Annotated in this window: 19 protein-coding genes; 13 read left to right on the top strand and 6 right to left on the bottom strand. The window is 37.9% G+C overall.

The annotated features are described in order from the left end of the window. Positions 1-83: 83 nt before the first annotated feature. Positions 84-755 (bottom strand): NAD(P)H-dependent oxidoreductase, encoded by a 672-nt coding sequence (locus BPMYX0001_RS20420; protein ID WP_006096255.1) that lies wholly within the window; start codon positions 753-755, stop codon positions 84-86. Positions 756-895: 140 nt separating this feature from the next. On the opposite strand from BPMYX0001_RS20420, the gene BPMYX0001_RS20415 reads away from it, so the two are divergent. The 3 genes from BPMYX0001_RS20415 to BPMYX0001_RS20405 all read left to right on the top strand — a co-directional run bounded on the left by BPMYX0001_RS20415 (position 896) and on the right by BPMYX0001_RS20405 (position 3,491). Next, positions 896-1,222: a winged helix-turn-helix transcriptional regulator gene (locus tag BPMYX0001_RS20415; protein ID WP_018764554.1), complete on the top strand. Its 327-nt coding sequence runs from the start codon at positions 896-898 to the stop codon at positions 1,220-1,222. A 225-nt stretch (positions 1,223-1,447) separates the two neighbouring features. Then, entirely contained in the window at positions 1,448-2,461 is a 1,014-nt protein-coding gene (moaA, locus tag BPMYX0001_RS20410; RefSeq protein WP_033799163.1) for a GTP 3',8-cyclase MoaA, read from the top strand. Between the two features lie 16 nt (positions 2,462-2,477). Next, positions 2,478-3,491: a molybdopterin-synthase adenylyltransferase MoeB gene (locus tag BPMYX0001_RS20405; RefSeq protein WP_033799162.1), complete on the top strand. Its 1,014-nt coding sequence runs from the start codon at positions 2,478-2,480 to the stop codon at positions 3,489-3,491. A 35-nt stretch (positions 3,492-3,526) separates the two neighbouring features. Here the strand turns inward: BPMYX0001_RS20405 and moaC are convergent, their stop codons facing one another. Further along, positions 3,527-4,018, bottom strand: coding sequence for a cyclic pyranopterin monophosphate synthase MoaC (moaC, locus tag BPMYX0001_RS20400; protein WP_018764551.1), 492 nt, complete (start codon positions 4,016-4,018; stop codon positions 3,527-3,529). Positions 4,019-4,113: 95 nt separating this feature from the next. Here moaC and BPMYX0001_RS20395 point away from each other — a divergent pair, with 95 nt between their 5' ends. The 5 genes from BPMYX0001_RS20395 to BPMYX0001_RS20375 all read left to right on the top strand — a co-directional run bounded on the left by BPMYX0001_RS20395 (position 4,114) and on the right by BPMYX0001_RS20375 (position 7,846). Then, positions 4,114-5,403 (top strand): molybdopterin molybdotransferase MoeA, encoded by a 1,290-nt coding sequence (locus tag BPMYX0001_RS20395; protein WP_033799161.1) that lies wholly within the window; start codon positions 4,114-4,116, stop codon positions 5,401-5,403. Continuing rightward, entirely contained in the window at positions 5,367-5,888 is a 522-nt protein-coding gene (gene mobB / locus BPMYX0001_RS20390; protein WP_026008463.1) for a molybdopterin-guanine dinucleotide biosynthesis protein B, read from the top strand. Before BPMYX0001_RS20395 ends, mobB begins: the two co-directional genes overlap by 37 nt. Next, complete coding sequence (locus BPMYX0001_RS20385; RefSeq protein ID WP_033799160.1) at positions 5,885-6,355, top strand: molybdenum cofactor biosynthesis protein MoaE; 471 nt, start codon at positions 5,885-5,887, stop codon at positions 6,353-6,355. Before mobB ends, BPMYX0001_RS20385 begins: the two co-directional genes overlap by 4 nt. Beyond that, positions 6,352-6,585 (top strand): molybdopterin converting factor subunit 1, encoded by a 234-nt coding sequence (gene moaD, locus BPMYX0001_RS20380; RefSeq protein ID WP_033799159.1) that lies wholly within the window; start codon positions 6,352-6,354, stop codon positions 6,583-6,585. Before BPMYX0001_RS20385 ends, moaD begins: the two co-directional genes overlap by 4 nt. A 91-nt stretch (positions 6,586-6,676) precedes the next feature. Next, positions 6,677-7,846 carry a nitrate/nitrite transporter gene (locus BPMYX0001_RS20375; RefSeq protein WP_006096249.1) on the top strand — a complete coding sequence of 390 codons (1,170 nt, stop codon included), beginning with the start codon at positions 6,677-6,679 and terminating at the stop codon, positions 7,844-7,846. Positions 7,847-8,149: 303 nt separating this feature from the next. Here the strand turns inward: BPMYX0001_RS20375 and BPMYX0001_RS20365 are convergent, their stop codons facing one another. Then, a complete protein-coding gene (locus BPMYX0001_RS20365; RefSeq protein WP_003201207.1) occupies positions 8,150-8,644 on the bottom strand; it encodes a CarD family transcriptional regulator in 495 nt (164 codons plus the stop codon). A gap of 285 nt (positions 8,645-8,929) precedes the next feature. Here BPMYX0001_RS20365 and BPMYX0001_RS20360 point away from each other — a divergent pair, with 285 nt between their 5' ends. Both BPMYX0001_RS20360 and BPMYX0001_RS20355 read left to right on the top strand, forming a co-directional pair. Continuing rightward, positions 8,930-9,166: a DUF2553 family protein gene (locus BPMYX0001_RS20360; protein WP_029427646.1), complete on the top strand. Its 237-nt coding sequence runs from the start codon at positions 8,930-8,932 to the stop codon at positions 9,164-9,166. Between the two features lies 1 nt (position 9,167). Then, on the top strand, positions 9,168-9,350 hold the full coding sequence (locus BPMYX0001_RS20355; RefSeq protein WP_003201211.1) for a sporulation protein Cse60: 183 nt from the start codon (positions 9,168-9,170) through the stop codon (positions 9,348-9,350). A 34-nt stretch (positions 9,351-9,384) separates the two neighbouring features. Here the strand turns inward: BPMYX0001_RS20355 and BPMYX0001_RS20350 are convergent, their stop codons facing one another. Beyond that, positions 9,385-9,603, bottom strand: a complete 219-nt coding sequence (locus BPMYX0001_RS20350; RefSeq protein ID WP_018764542.1) for a DUF3973 domain-containing protein — start codon at positions 9,601-9,603, stop codon at positions 9,385-9,387. A 359-nt stretch (positions 9,604-9,962) separates the two neighbouring features. Here BPMYX0001_RS20350 and BPMYX0001_RS20345 point away from each other — a divergent pair, with 359 nt between their 5' ends. After that, positions 9,963-10,391 carry an SRPBCC family protein gene (locus BPMYX0001_RS20345; RefSeq protein WP_006096246.1) on the top strand — a complete coding sequence of 143 codons (429 nt, stop codon included), beginning with the start codon at positions 9,963-9,965 and terminating at the stop codon, positions 10,389-10,391. After that, the gene (locus BPMYX0001_RS20340) at positions 10,392-10,715 is read left to right on the top strand and encodes an ArsR/SmtB family transcription factor (RefSeq protein ID WP_006096245.1); all 324 of its coding nucleotides are present in this window, start codon (positions 10,392-10,394) and stop codon (positions 10,713-10,715) included. 71 nt (positions 10,716-10,786) lie between these two features. Here BPMYX0001_RS20340 and BPMYX0001_RS20335 read toward each other — a convergent pair whose 3' ends face one another. Together BPMYX0001_RS20335 and BPMYX0001_RS20330 are read right to left on the bottom strand one after the other, a co-directional pair. Continuing rightward, positions 10,787-12,220, bottom strand: coding sequence for an MDR family MFS transporter (locus BPMYX0001_RS20335; protein WP_018782815.1), 1,434 nt, complete (start codon positions 12,218-12,220; stop codon positions 10,787-10,789). Between the two features lie 107 nt (positions 12,221-12,327). Then, a complete protein-coding gene (locus tag BPMYX0001_RS20330; RefSeq protein WP_006096244.1) occupies positions 12,328-13,599 on the bottom strand; it encodes a BaiN/RdsA family NAD(P)/FAD-dependent oxidoreductase in 1,272 nt (423 codons plus the stop codon). Positions 13,600-13,749: 150 nt separating this feature from the next. Between BPMYX0001_RS20330 and BPMYX0001_RS20325 the strand changes: the two genes are divergently transcribed. After that, the gene (locus tag BPMYX0001_RS20325; RefSeq protein WP_006096243.1) at positions 13,750-15,402 is read left to right on the top strand and encodes a putative polysaccharide biosynthesis protein; all 1,653 of its coding nucleotides are present in this window, start codon (positions 13,750-13,752) and stop codon (positions 15,400-15,402) included. Positions 15,403-15,404 lie beyond the last annotated feature (2 nt).

The following is a 15,404-nucleotide window of genomic DNA, read 5'->3' as shown; positions in this document are numbered from 1 at the left end:
ATAAGTTTATTTTTAGCAGTGAACAAGCGCACTTTTCACAATGAAAAAAAGAGTGTCCTTTGTAGACACTCTTTTCTTTTACATTACTTAATCCATTCAACAACCATATCCATTGTTTGACGAGTTTTATCACGTTTTGGTTCTTCCGCTCGATAACCAAAAGCAACTAAAACAGACACACCAAATGTATCACCTGAAACAATACCCTCTTCTTTTAAAATCGCTTCTACTTTTTCTTGATGGAATCCTTCAATTGGGCAAGAATCAATGCCGATTTGGGCAGCTGCAGTCATCATATTACCAAGAGCGATGTATGTTTGTTTAGAAGCCCAATCAAACATGGCACGGTCGCTTTCAAATAATTGAAAATCAGTTTCTTGAAACGCCTTATAAAAACCAAGCTTCATCGTTACGACTTCCTCGGGAAGCTGCTGAATATTTTTCATGAAGTTAGAAATATAGGAAGAGTCATAAATCATATCTTCTTTTTTACGAGCTAATATAACGACAAAATGGCTCGCTGTTGGTAATTGTTTTTGAGCTCCCCAAGCCACAGGGAGAAGTTTGTTGCGAATATCTTGATTTTGAATCACAACAAATTTCCAAGGTTCAAAACCAAATGAACTTGGAGAAAGTCGACCAGTTTCTAAAATAAAATGAAAATCTTTATCAGAGACTTTTTTATTTACATCAAATTCTTTACATGCATGTCTAAATTGATAAGCTTTTAAAATTTCTTCTTTTGTATGTTCCATTTAAATAACCACCTTTTAATTATTTACTTTTTTATAGTAAGTTGATTACAAAATCGATTCTACAATAGTACAATGAATGATATAAGTACGCACATTTTTAGCATATAGTATCAATTTGTATACTAATGGAGAGTGATAAAATGGAACAGAAAGATATAAATCGTTGTTCAGTGGAAGTAACGTTAGATGTAATCGGTGGAAAATGGAAAGGAGTTATCTTATTTCATTTAATGAATACCAAAGAGATTCGCTTTAATCAATTTTTGCGATTGATGCCTGGCATTACGCAGCGTATGTTAACAAGGCAGTTAAGAGAACTTGAGGCCGCTGGAGTAATCCACCGGGAAGTATATAAAGAAGTTCCGCCAAAAGTGGAGTATTCTTTAACGAAATTCGGAAAATCTCTTACACCAATTATTACACTTATGCGTGAGTGGGGAGAGGAATATCGGACACAAATAAAGTGATTTTAACTGAAATGTGAACAAAATTCGAACGGATTTGTGAAGAATTTTTGAATGGCAGGTACGATGTGAGAAATATCACAACGTATATCCTGCTTCTTTTTTATGATGGAGGCAAATAAAAAACATGGAAAATCAATAAAGAGCTCGAGCAAAAACATCGCAGTTTAAAAATATATTATAATAGAATGAAGACAGATAGAATTTAGCAGAAAAGGAGGGGTGACGATGCGCGAGAAGATTAGAGATTCTTTAGGGCGTCCGCTTCAAGATTTACGCATCTCTGTCATTGATCGTTGTAACTTTCGGTGCACATATTGTATGCCGGCAGAAGTATTCGGGCCTGATTATGCATTTTTACAAGAAGAATTTTTGCTTACATTTGATGAAATTGAAAGATTAGCAAAATTGTTTGTAGGTATGGGGGTAAAGAAAATTAGGCTTACAGGCGGTGAACCATTACTACGTAAAGAGTTGCCAAAGCTTATTGAACGGCTCGCGAAGTTGGATGGCTTAACAGATATTGGACTAACGACAAATGGCATTCACTTAACGAAGCAAGCAAAGGCGTTAAAAGAAGCAGGGTTACACCGAGTGAATGTTAGTTTAGATGCGATAGAGGACGATGTGTTTCGCAAAATTAATGGCCGGAATATTAGTACAAAACCTGTGCTAAAAGGGATTACGGCAGCAAAAGAAGCTGGACTTGATGTGAAAGTGAATATGGTTGTGAAAAAAGGGATGAATGATAGTCAAATTATTCCAATGGTTGCTTATTTCAAAGAACAGGAAATTCCGCTTCGCTTTATCGAGTTTATGGACGTCGGCAGTACGAACGGATGGAATTTTGAACAAGTAATTACGAAACAAGAATTGATTGAGAAGATTAGCGGAGTGTATTCGATTGAGCCTGTAGATCCTCATTATTTTGGAGAGGTTGCTAAGCGTTATCGTTACGTGGACAGTGATGCGGAAGTTGGATTTATCACTTCAGTTTCTGAATCTTTCTGTTCTTCTTGTACAAGAGCACGGATTTCGGCAGATGGTAAATTTTATACGTGTTTGTTTGCAACGAAAGGAACGGATTTACGGAAGCTCCTTCGAGAAGGTATTTCTGATCCCGATTTATTAAAGGTAGTGCAAGATGTATGGGAATATCGAGAAGACCGATATTCTGATGAGCGGACTGAAGAAAGTGCAAATAACCGTCCGAAAATTGAAATGTCTTATATCGGAGGGTAAGAAGGGGGGATGTCGCGTGCAGGAGCGTTATTCAAGACAAATGTTATTTTCCGGGGTTAGCGAAGCAGGCCAAAGGAAAATAAGAGAAAAGCATGTACTCATTATAGGTGCCGGTGCACTAGGAGCAGCAAGTGCAGAGGCGATTGTCAGAGCGGGAATTGGAAAACTGACGATTGCTGACCGTGATTATGTCGAGTGGAGTAACTTACAGCGGCAGCAGTTATATACAGAAGAAGATGCAAAGCAGTATAAGCCGAAAGCAGTCGCAGCATTCGAGCGTTTAAGGCAGATTAATTCTGAAGTAGAAATTGTACCAGTTGTAACAGATGTAGCGGTGCAAGAAATGGAAGAGTTAATTAAGAATGTGGATTTAATATTAGATGCGACTGACAATTTTGAAGCGCGTCTTCTTATTAATGACATTTCGCAAAAATACAATATTCCTTGGATATATGGAGGATGCGTTGGAAGCTATGGCGTCACATATACAATTCTTCCGGGAAAAACACCATGTTTTCGCTGTTTGATGGAGCATCCATCTAGTGGTGCAACGTGTGATACGGCAGGAATTATACAACCAGCTGTACAATTGGTCGTTGCGCATCAAGTGACAGAAGCACTTAAAATATTGGTAGAAGATTTTGGAGCGCTTCGTGAAACGATGCTGTCATTTGATCTTTGGAACAATCAGCACATGGCGTTTAAAGTGAATAGGCAGAAAAAAGACAAATGTCCATCTTGCGGAAAACTGCGCACGTACCCAAGTTTAACGTTTGAATCACAGATGAAAACAGAGGTTCTATGTGGGCGAAATACAGTTCAAATCCGTCCAGGGGCGCCGCAACTTCTTAATTTAGAAGAAATTAAAAAGCGCTTACAAAAAAGTATGGATGTGCAAACGACACCATATTTACTATCGTTTCGTGTTGATGAATATCGTTTCGTGTTATTTACAGATGGCAGGGCATTTATTCATGGGACAAATGATATGAAAGTGGCGAAGCGATTATATGCAAGATATATAGGCTGAACCTAAAGGTTGTCCTTTAGGTTCAGGGGACTAAATTAGGATTGTGAATTTCTAATATAATCTCCACTTTTTCCGCCTGTTTTTTCAAGTAAATATGTTTCGCCGATAATCATACCTTTGTCAACAGCTTTACACATATCATACACGGTAAGAGCGGTCGCAGAAGCTGCTGTTAAGGCTTCCATTTCAACGCCAGTGCTACCTTCTGTTTTTACTTTTACTTCAATTCGTAAACGGTATTGCCCTTTCGCCGTTTCCCAATCGAATGAAACATCTACTCCTTTTAGAAGTAAAGGGTGGCACATCGGAATAATATCAGAAGTGCGTTTAGCAGCCATAATACCGGCGATTTGTGCGACGGCTAATACATCGCCTTTCCCAATTTCATTATGAGAGATTTTATCATAAATTTCTTTCGTAACAAGGATGCTAGAGCAAGCAATTGCTGTTCGCACTGTCACTTTTTTATCGCTAATGTCGACCATTTTGGCACGGCCTTGGTCGTTAAAGTGAGTGAATGAAGACATGGAATTCCTCCTTGAAGTAATTGCTATTATAATTAGCATTGTACAATATAAAGTGTAATCAAGATGTGATATTTTGCAAATATGGGGTGAAAACAATGTTAGAAAAACGAGTACCAATTCCAGTTGCTGAAGCAGTGGCGCGAGTTATGACATATGCACACCAAGGTGGAATGGAAAAAGTTTCTATTACCGAAAGCTACGGAAGAATTCTTGGAGAAGATGTTGTGGCAGATCACGATGTTCCACATTTTGACCGCTCTCCATATGACGGATTTGCGATTCGGGCAGAGGATACGAAAGAGGCGGGGAACGAGCATTCAATTGAGTTTGAAGTGATAGGAGAAATAGGAGCTGGTTCTGTTTTTACAGACGAGGTAAAGGCCTTCGAAGCGGTTCGAATTATGACAGGAGCAGCGATTCCAAAAGATTGTGATGCGGTAGTTATGTTAGAGCTTACGGAAGGATTTGAAAGAAACGGAAGAACGTATATGAAGCTAAAGCGCTCTTTTCAAGTAGGTGATAATGTTTCATTCAAAGGTGAAGATGTAAAACAAAATCAAATACTTGTGAAAAAAGGTACGAAGATTAATCCAGGTGTAGCAGCACTTCTGGCGACATTTGGCTACAGTTCAGTAAACGTTATGAAACAGCCTATTGTCGGGATTGTAACGACGGGAAGTGAGTTGTTAGAAGTACATGAACCACTTGAACCAGGAAAAATTAGAAATAGTAATTCCTATATGATCGCAGCTCAAATTGTTAGAGCTGGCGGGAAAGTACGATATTATGGACAACTTGCTGACGATTTAGAAGCTTGCTATGAAGCAGTGAAAGCCGCGGTGGATGAAGTAGACATTTTAATCACAACTGGTGGTGTTTCGGTAGGTGATTACGATTATTTGCCTGCTATTTATAAAAAATTAAATGCCAATGTTCTTTTTAATAAAATAGCGATGCGACCAGGTAGTGTCACAACTGTAGCTGAAGTAAACGGGAAGCTGTTGTTTGGGTTATCTGGTAACCCGTCTGCTTGTTATGTCGGATTTGAATTACTCGTTTATCCAGTTATTCAAGCATTCCTTCATGCGAAAGAACCACATGCATATCGTACAGATGCTATATTGCAGAAAGATTTTCCAAAGGCAAACCCATTTACACGATTTGTAAGGGGGAAAGCAACGTTTATCAATGGTCAGCTGCAAGTTATACCAGTAGGGCTCGATAAATCAAGTGCGATTTCTTCTCTTGCAGATAGCAATGCTTTGATTGTATTGCCAGGAGGAACAAGAGGATTTGAAGCAGGAATGACAGTTTCGGTGTTATTACTAGAATCAAGCCAAGGAAGTGAGTGGCCGTGGGCAGAACCGCTCCAATCTTACAAATAGTTGGCTATCAAAATAGCGGAAAAACGACGCTCACGGAGAAGATGATTCAAGCTTTTTCGGATGAAGGTATGAAAGTTGCCACAATTAAGCATCACGGACATGGCGGCTACCCGGAAGTACCTCAAAAGGATAGTGAACGTCATAGGCGAGCAGGCGCTGTCGTAAGTGCTGTAGAAGGAGCAGGATTATTATCACTTTCTTCTCTTCGGGATGAATGGTCTTTACAGGAAATCATTCGACTATATGAATTTTTTGAAGTAGATCTCATTTTGATTGAAGGATATAAAAAAGAAAACTATCCAAAAGTGGTTTTGCTTCGGAGAAATGAAGATATTGCTTTACTAGATAAAATGGAGAATGTAATAGCGGTCATTATATGGAAAGAGGTTACACAAAGTTTACCAAAAGCGTATAAAACATTTCATATAACAGAGGAAGACGCATACATGGATTGGTTTACACAAACGATGAGAGGTGCACGATGACAATTTCACATTATGAAGTAGTAGATACACCAATTTCGATTGAAGAGGTTACAAATAAAGTGATTCGCCGTGAATGTGGTGCTGTGACAACTTTCACTGGTACTGTAAGAGAATTTACGAAAGGGCGTCGCACGTTATATTTAGAGTACGCAGCCTATAAGACAATGGCTGAAAAAATGCTTGCGAAAATTGGAGATGAAGTGAAAGAGAAGTGGCCTGGGACACACGTTGCGATTACACATCGCATCGGTACACTTCAAATTTCTGATATTGCCGTTGTTGTTGCTGTATCAACACCACACCGAAAAGCGGCATATGAAGCAAATGAATATATTATGGAGCGCATCAAACAAATTGTTCCGATTTGGAAAAAAGAGTTTTGGGAAGATGGTGACTCATGGATTGGTGATCAATTAGAAAAAATACCGTATCCAGACGGGGAGCCTGGAAAGGAGATGAAAAAATGATTCGGGTGTTATTATTTGCGCATTTACAAGAAGATGCGGGGACAAATGAGTTAAAAGTAGATTGTGAAAATATTACTGTTGCAGAATTAAAAAATATTATTACGAAAGAACATCATATCGTAGTTTCAGAGCAGATTATGGTCGCTATCAATGAAGAATATGCAAATGAAGATGACAAAATAAAATCTGGTGATATTGTGGCATTGATTCCCCCTGTGAGCGGTGGTTGATTTTTTCCAGTCTAATCACGGAAGTACGTGATTAGACTGGAGGGAATTAATATACATTGTGAAAAAATGAACAAAATAGGAGGCGAAAAGGATGAAAAGTCCGAATTTTCAGTTAGGTTTACAAACTTCTAATCTTATTATTGGTTTTATGGTGTGGGTGATTTTATCTTCACTAATGCCATTTATTAAAGTAGACATTGCGTTAACAGCAGGACAAATTTCCCTTGTCACAGCAGTACCTGTTATTTTAGGGTCGGTGCTTCGAATACCAATTGGTTATTGGACTAATCGTTACGGAGCGAGAAAATTATTCTTTATAAGCTTTATTATGTTATTATTCCCTGTCTTTTATATTAGTATTGCGAATTCTATGATGGATTTAATTATCGGCGGTTTATTTGCAGGGATTGGCGGAGCTGTATTCTCTGTAGGTGTAACGTCTCTGCCGAAATATTATCCGAAAGAGCGTCACGGTTTTGTAAATGGTATTTACGGTGTAGGTAATGCAGGAACAGCAGTTACATCTTTCTTAGCACCTGTGATCGCGACTTCATTTGGCTGGAGAGCAACTGTGCAATCCTTTTTAATCTTACTTGCTATTTTCGCACTTCTAAACTTTTTACTAGGTGATCGTAATGAGCGAAAAGTGAATACACCATTAATGGAACAGTTAAAAGGTGTATACAAAAATGAAAAACTTTGGTTCTTATGTATTTTCTATTTCTTAACTTTTGGATCGTTTGTTGCATTTACAGTATACTTACCAAACTTCTTAGTATCTCACTTTGGATTAGAAAAAGTAGATGCAGGTATGCGAACAGCTGGATTTATCGTCTTAGCAACAGTTATGCGCCCAATTGGTGGGTGGCTTGGTGATAAATTTAATCCATTTAAAATTTTAATCTTTGTATTCATCGGTTTAACACTATCTGGTATTATTTTATCGTTTATGCCAAGTATGAACGTGTATACATTTGGTTGCTTACTAGTCGCATTTTGCGCTGGAATTGGAAATGGAACAATCTTCAAACTTGTACCGATGTACTTTTCTGAGCAAGCAGGGGTTGTAAACGGACTTGTTGCAGCTTTAGGCGGCTTAGGGGGCTTTTTCCCACCGTTAATTTTAACGTTACTATTCCAACTAACTGGTCATTATGCAATTGGATTTATGGCACTTTCAGAAGTAGCGATTGCTTGTTTAATTATTACAGTGTGGATGTATAGTCAAGAAAAGTTGTTAGTGATGTTAAATAACAAATAGAGGGAACAATTACACTGTTTCTTAAAACAATCGAAAAATAAAGCAGCATGATTCTAGTTCTTGTACTGGAGTCATGTTGCTATTTGTATTGGTTTGAAGGGAAGAGTACAAGGTGACCGTTACTTGTTTTCTCCTTTTGTTTTTACTTGGCATGGGGCAGGAAGAGGGTCTGACCGCTTCTATGCATGGCTCCGGATGCATTCTCTCACCAAAAAAGAAAGGTTGTATGTCAGTTTTTCAATTTGTATTTATGCAAAAAAAAATAGCGGTCAGCTATTTTCAATTTGAATATATATTTTTAGATTAATGATTGATGGTATCTTGTAGGATATAAGTTGCTTGATTTTCTGAAACATTTTGCACAAGTGCAACTTCACTAATTAAAATTCTGCGCGCGTTGTCTAGCATCTGTTTTTCACTCGCATTTAATGCTCTTTCTTTATTGCGGCGAATTAAATCGCGAACAACTTCAGCGCCGTCTAGAAGATTCCCGTTTTTCATTTTCTCCATGTTCATGGTATATCTTTGTTTCCATGAGAGTGAGTGGTCAGCTTCACCATTATGAATGTCAACTAATACATCGTTTAATGTATTTTTGTCAACAACATAACGTATGCCTGAATTTTCTACTTTATCCATAGGAATCATCACTTGCATATCGCTAATAACCATGTGTATTACACAATACTGACGTATTTTTCCTAACACTTCTTTATCCTCAATCGCTTCGATTATTCCTGCTCCGTGCATAGGGTAAACAATTTTATCACCAATTTGAAACAAATCATCCACCTCCATATGTGGTAACTATATGTAATGATAACACATGTGGATAAAAATATCAAATTTATTATATTACCATATGTTATCTACCTGTGTCAATGATTTTAGTTCGTTTTTTAAATCTTGTTTTTAGTTGAAAAATCACAACATTTTTTTGAAAGAACTGCAAGTGAAAAGGGATGATATTCTGAGGAACTCTCACAGAAAAATACAAGGCATATCCACTCTTTTTTAATCATAAAATACAAAATCGTTAATACAATATACCTAAATCCGTTCTTTTTAAAGGAGGGAGAGATGGTGGGACGCACAATTAAAATTGATATTACGAATAAGGTAGTAGCAAGATTTAAATCGAATTATTTAGAATTATATACAAGTAAATTTATGATAGGTAAGTTTTATGTCTATACTGAAGATAAGCAATATGTGTTAGAAGACGGATATGTATATGAAGATGGTAAGTTTTATCGCATCATAGATACGCACCGTGGCAATAATCGAGCGGCGGAGAGCTGTGATCTAGGATGGTGTTAACATGATTCGTGTTAAGGTGTTTGATGAAAGTCATGAAAAGGACTTGGAAGACTCCGTAAATGTGTTTCTAAAGAAGCTGAATGACGAACAGCTTGTAGATATTAAATATCAAGTTGGTGTATCCATTAATGACGATGAAAATCAAATTTATTGTTTTTCGGCGATGGTTATCTATAAAACATAAAAAAGAGCTGGGGAACCAGCTCTTTTTTATGTTTTTAAGTAGAAATTATATGGGTTGGTAAAGCATTCATAATGGATTGTGGTGCCAGGTTTTCTTTTGTAGATAGAACTTTTTCACCAGTGGTAGCATCTTTACACATACCGAGATGGTAGCGTTCACCTAGGAATGGATCAATATAAAAACCATTTTTGAAGACTCGATCAGTCAAACCTCTTTCATGATGAATTTCAGAGCAATGAATGCAGTAATACATATCTTTCATCTCCTTTTATTGTTAAAAATTTTTAAAGAAAAAGAGTGAGTAGGTAGTCAGTTTATTGTTTTTGAAAATCGCCACCTGCTCAAATTACATTGCGTATACATATCTCGTTTATATCAATGTGTTTTCTAAATAAATCCCAAGGGAAGGAGGGAGGCTAAGGATTGAGATGTGTTTGCTTTTGTGAGTATATTATGACGAAATGTTGCACTGGTGTTTGTCCTGTTGAAAAAATGTTGAGAATTTCTCAACAGGCAAATGGAGATCTATTGACGCGAAACCAAAAGGTGTTATATTATAAAACGAAACCAAAAGGTGTTACATTGTAACGGCCTATATAAAGGAGAAATAGTATGGATCAGCAAAATACATTACAAGATATTAAACAAACAGTTATTTTTGAAGCGCCTATTCAAAAAGTATGGAATGCAGTATCGACTTCAGAAGGGATTGCATCTTGGTTTATGCCAAATGACTTTGAACCTAAGGTAGGGCATGAGTTTCATGTGCAATCACCTTTTGGACCATCTCCGTGTAAAGTGTTAGAAATTGATGAGCCTCATCGTTTATCTTTTTCATGGGATACAGATGGTTGGGTCGTCTCATTTATTTTGAAAGATTTAGGAGATAAAACGGAGTTTACTCTTATTCATGGTGGATGGAAGCAGGCTGATACAATTCTTCCGAAAGCAAACGAGAAAAGTTCTGTTATTCGCGATAGAATGGCAGGTGGCTGGGTAGCAATTGTAAATGAAAAACTGAAAAAGGTTGTTGAAGGATAAGTGTCCTCATCAGCAGCGAAATACGATGTCTTTCAAGCAATTGCTGATCCAACACGCCGCGAAGTACTCCGGTTATTAACTGAAAAAGAATTGCCGATTTCTAAAATAACAGATCATTTTCCAATGAGTCGTACAGCTGTAGCGAAACATCTTCACATTCTTTCAGAAGCGAAATTAGTAAGCGGAAGAAAAGTTGGGAGAGAAAAGATATATCGGTTGCAGCCTGAGTCGTTGGCCGAATTACAGCAGTGGCTTTCCTATTATGAACAGTTTTGGAATAATAAATTGTCTATGCTCAAATATGTGGTGGAACATGAAGAGTAAGTGTTGTCACATATTGTCGAAGCGCCGATATATAGAAAGAGGATGATCGCTATGAACGATCATCCTCTTTTTTACTGTTCAGTTGTTTGCGTAGCTGGCTTTAATAGAAGCCACCCGATAAATAGTGTAAGTAGTGCGAGTGCAAATGTACTCATATAAATGATGTGTACGCTCGAAGCTAATACTTCTTGTGATTTTGTTACTACATTTGTTGTACCGCCATGTCCACCTGAGACAAGATCAACATTTTGCATGCCTTGTGCATGAATCATCGTATTAAAGATTGTTCCGAAGATAGCGGCACCTAATGTTTGGCTAAATGTATTAACAAATGTGTTTAAACCAATTGCTGTTCCGCGTGTATGTGCAGGGACAGCTGCTTGGATGGTTACCATATAAATTGGTGTAATAAGTCCCATTCCTAAGCCGAATAGTCCGACTGCAACATAAATTAGAAATGCTGGTGAATGAGTTGATAATATGAATAATAAAAAGGTAGCGACTGATAAAATGCTAGCTCCAAGTAAAATGATTTGTTTCGTTTGTAACTTACCAACTAAATTCCCAGAAAGAATCGCACCAAATGTCCACATAACAGGAATTGGCATCAGAATAAGTCCAGCTTCTGTAGCATTTTTGCCTAATACCCCTTGGCTCCAAATTGGAAGGTACATTGTAATACTAATAATCATGGCGCCAGCAATAAGTGTTAGGACGTTTACAGTTGATAATGTACGGTTAGAGAAAAGTGCTAACGGAATTAATGGCTCCGGAGATTTTTTCTCAAAGAATAAGAAAATAATGAATGAAACAGCTGCAAAGATTAAGAGGCCGATAATTGTAATGTCGCCCCAGTTTTGCTTGCTGCTTCCTGTTAAGAGTGCATATAGTAACGCAATTGTACTTAATGAGAAGATAATTGCACCAGGATAATCGATATGGTGTTTTGCTGGTTTGATTGACTCCTTATAAGAAATTGCAATCATCGCACAAGCAAGAATTCCAAATGGAACATTTAAGAAGAAGATGTAGCGCCAAGAAAGAGAATCGACTAAAAATCCACCTACTAGCGGCCCAACAACACCAGAAACGCCCCAAACAGCACTCATCCAGCCTTGTGCTTTTGCGCGATCTTTCGCTTCACTATATAAGTCTCCGATAATCGTCATTGTAATTGGCATAACAGCGCCGGCACCTATACCTTGAAGAGCGCGAAAGACGATTAATTGTTCCATCGATGTCACGACTCCGCATAATGCAGAACCGATTAAAAAGATGGCTGCGCCGATGAGCAGTACTTTTTTACGTCCGAATAAATCTGCTAGTTTTCCGTAAATTGGAGTCGAGACAGCAGTTGCGAGCATATAAATTGCATACACCCAACTAACAAGTTCAACGCCAGATAAATCACTCGTTATACGAGGGATTGCCGTACTAACAATCGTTCCTTCCACAGCGGAAAGAAACGTCATTAACATTAAAGATATCATGACTTTTTTTCGCATATGTTTTCCCCTTTATAATATTCAACAATATAAAATATAAAGCTACTAAGCTATATAAGGCAACAAAAAAGAAACAGGAGGGGAAAGAATCCACCCGTGTTTCTTTTTTAGTACTGCACTTTTGCGTTTTGTCCTGCAGTTGTTCCGGCGATTCGCCCTGTGACAAGAGCGGAAGTGATATTGTAGCCGCCTGTATAGCCATGAATATCAAGAACTTCTCCGCAGAAGTATAGACCATTCATTAATTTAGAAGCCATTTCTTTCGGATGAATTTCTTTAACAGAAACGCCGCCGCCTGTAACGAATGCTTTTTCAAGTGGCTGTGTGCCATTTACTGTTACTTTAAACTCTTTGAAGTCTTTCACAAGTGCACGGATTTTTTCGTGTGAAACTTGCCCAGCTTGTTCGCTACCGTCAATTCCATTTCTTTCTAATAAGAATAGGAAATAACGTTCAGGAACATATCCTTTTAACACATTTTTGATTCCTTTTTTGGGTTCTTCTTTCATTTGTTTCATCATGCGTTGGAAGAGCTGTTCGCTATTTTCTTCTGGCAGTGCATCGATGCTCATTTCTACTGTGCGCATTTTAAATTTTTTCATCGTTTTTACAACGAATTGGCTACAGCGAAGAGCGGCTGGGCCAGAAATACCAAAGTGGGTAAAGAGCATGTCCATTTTATGAGAAATGACAGCTTTTCCTTTTGGATTTAATACGCTTAAGTTTACATCGCGTAAAGCAAGGCCTTGCAATGTACGGTCACGAATAAATGGTTCGTTTGAAGTAATTGGAACTTCCGTTGGGAAAAGTTCTGTAATTGTATGTCCCGCTTTTTCAGCCCAAGCGTAGCCATCCCCAGTTGAACCAGTGTGAGGGACAGATTTTCCGCCAACAGCAATTACAACATGATTTGTTTCCAAAACTTCACCTGTTTTGAGAATAACGGCTTTTGTTTGTCCGTTTTCATATTCTACCGTTTCAACTGGTGTGTTCGTACGCATTTTAACGCCTAGTTCTTTTAATCGTGTTAATAAAGCATCGACAACAGATTGCGCTTTATTTGATACAGGGAACATGCGCCCATGATCCTCTTCTTTTAGCTTTACACCAAGCTTTTCGAAGAATGTAATAATATCTTCATTATTAAAGATGGAAAAAGCACTGTATAAAAAGCGACCGTTTCCTGGTATATGTTTCACAATTTCATCAAGCGGTAAGCGGTTTGTTACGTTGCAACGCCCACCGCCAGAAATCGCAAGCTTACGTCCTAGTTTATTTCCTTTATCAAGAAGCAAGACTCGTGCGCCTTCTTCAGCAGCACCGATTGCGGCCATTAATCCTGAAGGGCCTCCTCCGATGACAATCACATCATAATGCATAGTATATCGACCTCATTTTCTACATTTCCTGCCTAAAAGAATAGCATGTTTTCATAGAAAAGAAAAATTCAGTGATATACTGTTTCGCTGAAGAATTGTGGTACAATACAAAGGTTAGAGTTCAGCGTTATATATGTAGGAGGATCATCTATGTCCGATTCAAAATTTCTGCGCGGAACGCTTATTGTGACGTTAGGAACTTTTTTAGTTAAGTTTCTAGGCATGATTTATGTCTTTCCATTTCATGCCTTAGTTGGCACAGAAGGCGGAACGCTCTATACGTATGGATATATTCCATATACGATCTTTTTAAGTATTGCAACGGCGGGAGTGCCGCTTGCTGTTTCAAAGTTTGTTTCTAAATATAATGCGCTTGGAGATTATAAGACGAGCCGGAGAATGTTCCGCTCGGGAATGGTTATGATGATTGCAACAGGAATCCTTTCCTTCTTAGTTCTTTACATGTCTGCGCCATTATTTGCTGAGGCAATGCTTGGTAAACAAAGTGTACGCAATAGTATAGAAGATGTTACGATGATTATTCGCCTCGTAAGTTTTGCGCTTATTGTTGTACCAGCAGCAAGTTTAATTCGTGGTTATTTCCAAGGTCATCAATCGATGGGACCGACTACGGTATCGCAAATTATTGAACAAATTATTCGCATTGCCTTTTTATTAGCGGGTAGTTTTATTGTCATTAAAGTAATAGGTGGATCAGTAGCAGCAGCAGTTGGAGTGGCAACTTTCGCAGCGTTTGTTTCAGCTGTGGGAGCGCTTGGTGTGTTAATATGGTACTGGTTAAAACGCAAAAAGCATCTCGATCAATATTTAATTGAACAAACTGTACCAGAATCAACAGTAAGTACAGCTCAATTATTTAAAGAATTATTTGCATATGCAATTCCTTATGTTGTTATTGGATTAACAATTCCTTTATATCAACAAATTGATACATTAACATTCAACTCTATTATGCAAGCGATTGGACAAGGCGATATTGCAGAGCGAGCACTCGGCATTTTTACGATGTGGACGCATAAATTAATTATGATTCCTGTGTCACTTGCGACGGCGTTTAGTTTAACTCTTGTTCCAGCAATTACAAAATCATTTACAGAAAAACAATTTCGCTATTTAAAACTACAAATTACACAAACATTCCAGGCAAATATGTTCTTGACATTACCAGCGGTAGTTGGTATTTCGACACTTGCGTATCCGATTTATACAGCGTTTTATGAAAAGGATCCATTAGGTGGACAAGTATTGATGTGGTATGCGCCAGTTGCGTTATTATTCGCGTTATTTACAGTGACTGCAGCGATATTACAAGGGATTAATCAGCAGAAGCATGCGATTATTGCGCTTGGCATGGGCGTTATTTTGAAGTTTTTATGTAATGTGATTTTAATTCGTTACTTCGGTACAGTTGGAGCTGTTTTAGCAACAGGTATTGGATTCCTAGCTTCCATTTGGTATACGAATAAACAAATTCGAAAACATGCACACTATTCATTCGGTGTTGTATATAAACGAACATTCCAAATTGCAATATTAACAATTGTGATGGTCATTGTCGTAAAACTATCACAAGGAATTTTATCCTTTGTGATTTCGCCCGAGGGCCGATTTGGTGCACTGATTACAGTTGCGGTTTGTGCAGGTATTGGTGGCCTTACTTACGGATTGTTAGCGATTCGCACAGGTGTACTTGTAAGAGTATTTGGCGGAGAAGCTTTAGAAAAGATTCAGCGTAAGCTTGGCGGTAAGCTGAAAATAAAGATGAAATCAAAAGGGGCGTAATA

The sequence above is a fragment of the Bacillus pseudomycoides DSM 12442 genome (assembly GCF_000161455.1).
GTDB lineage: Bacteria > Bacillota > Bacilli > Bacillales > Bacillaceae_G > Bacillus_A > Bacillus_A pseudomycoides.
Note: the sequence above shows the minus strand (reverse complement) of the source record. Positions and strands in the feature narration are given on the sequence as shown.

Coding starts and splice junctions, on each gene's coding strand:
- moaA (WP_033799163.1), top strand. CDS start 1,448: ATGCGCGAGAAGATTAGAGATTCTTTAGGGCGTCCGCTTCAAGATTTA.
- BPMYX0001_RS20325 (WP_006096243.1), top strand. CDS start 13,750: ATGTCCGATTCAAAATTTCTGCGCGGAACGCTTATTGTGACGTTAGGA.
- BPMYX0001_RS20345 (WP_006096246.1), top strand. CDS start 9,963: ATGGATCAGCAAAATACATTACAAGATATTAAACAAACAGTTATTTTT.
- BPMYX0001_RS20365 (WP_003201207.1), bottom strand. CDS start 8,644: ATGGAGGTGGATGATTTGTTTCAAATTGGTGATAAAATTGTTTACCCT.
- BPMYX0001_RS20385 (WP_033799160.1), top strand. CDS start 5,885: ATGACAATTTCACATTATGAAGTAGTAGATACACCAATTTCGATTGAA.
- BPMYX0001_RS20350 (WP_018764542.1), bottom strand. CDS start 9,603: ATGTATTACTGCATTCATTGCTCTGAAATTCATCATGAAAGAGGTTTG.
- moaC (WP_018764551.1), bottom strand. CDS start 4,018: ATGTCTTCATTCACTCACTTTAACGACCAAGGCCGTGCCAAAATGGTC.
- BPMYX0001_RS20420 (WP_006096255.1), bottom strand. CDS start 755: ATGGAACATACAAAAGAAGAAATTTTAAAAGCTTATCAATTTAGACAT.
- BPMYX0001_RS20330 (WP_006096244.1), bottom strand. CDS start 13,599: ATGCATTATGATGTGATTGTCATCGGAGGAGGCCCTTCAGGATTAATG.
- moaD (WP_033799159.1), top strand. CDS start 6,352: ATGATTCGGGTGTTATTATTTGCGCATTTACAAGAAGATGCGGGGACA.
- BPMYX0001_RS20375 (WP_006096249.1), top strand. CDS start 6,677: ATGAAAAGTCCGAATTTTCAGTTAGGTTTACAAACTTCTAATCTTATT.
- BPMYX0001_RS20415 (WP_018764554.1), top strand. CDS start 896: ATGGAACAGAAAGATATAAATCGTTGTTCAGTGGAAGTAACGTTAGAT.
- BPMYX0001_RS20335 (WP_018782815.1), bottom strand. CDS start 12,220: ATGCGAAAAAAAGTCATGATATCTTTAATGTTAATGACGTTTCTTTCC.
- BPMYX0001_RS20395 (WP_033799161.1), top strand. CDS start 4,114: ATGTTAGAAAAACGAGTACCAATTCCAGTTGCTGAAGCAGTGGCGCGA.
- BPMYX0001_RS20355 (WP_003201211.1), top strand. CDS start 9,168: ATGATTCGTGTTAAGGTGTTTGATGAAAGTCATGAAAAGGACTTGGAA.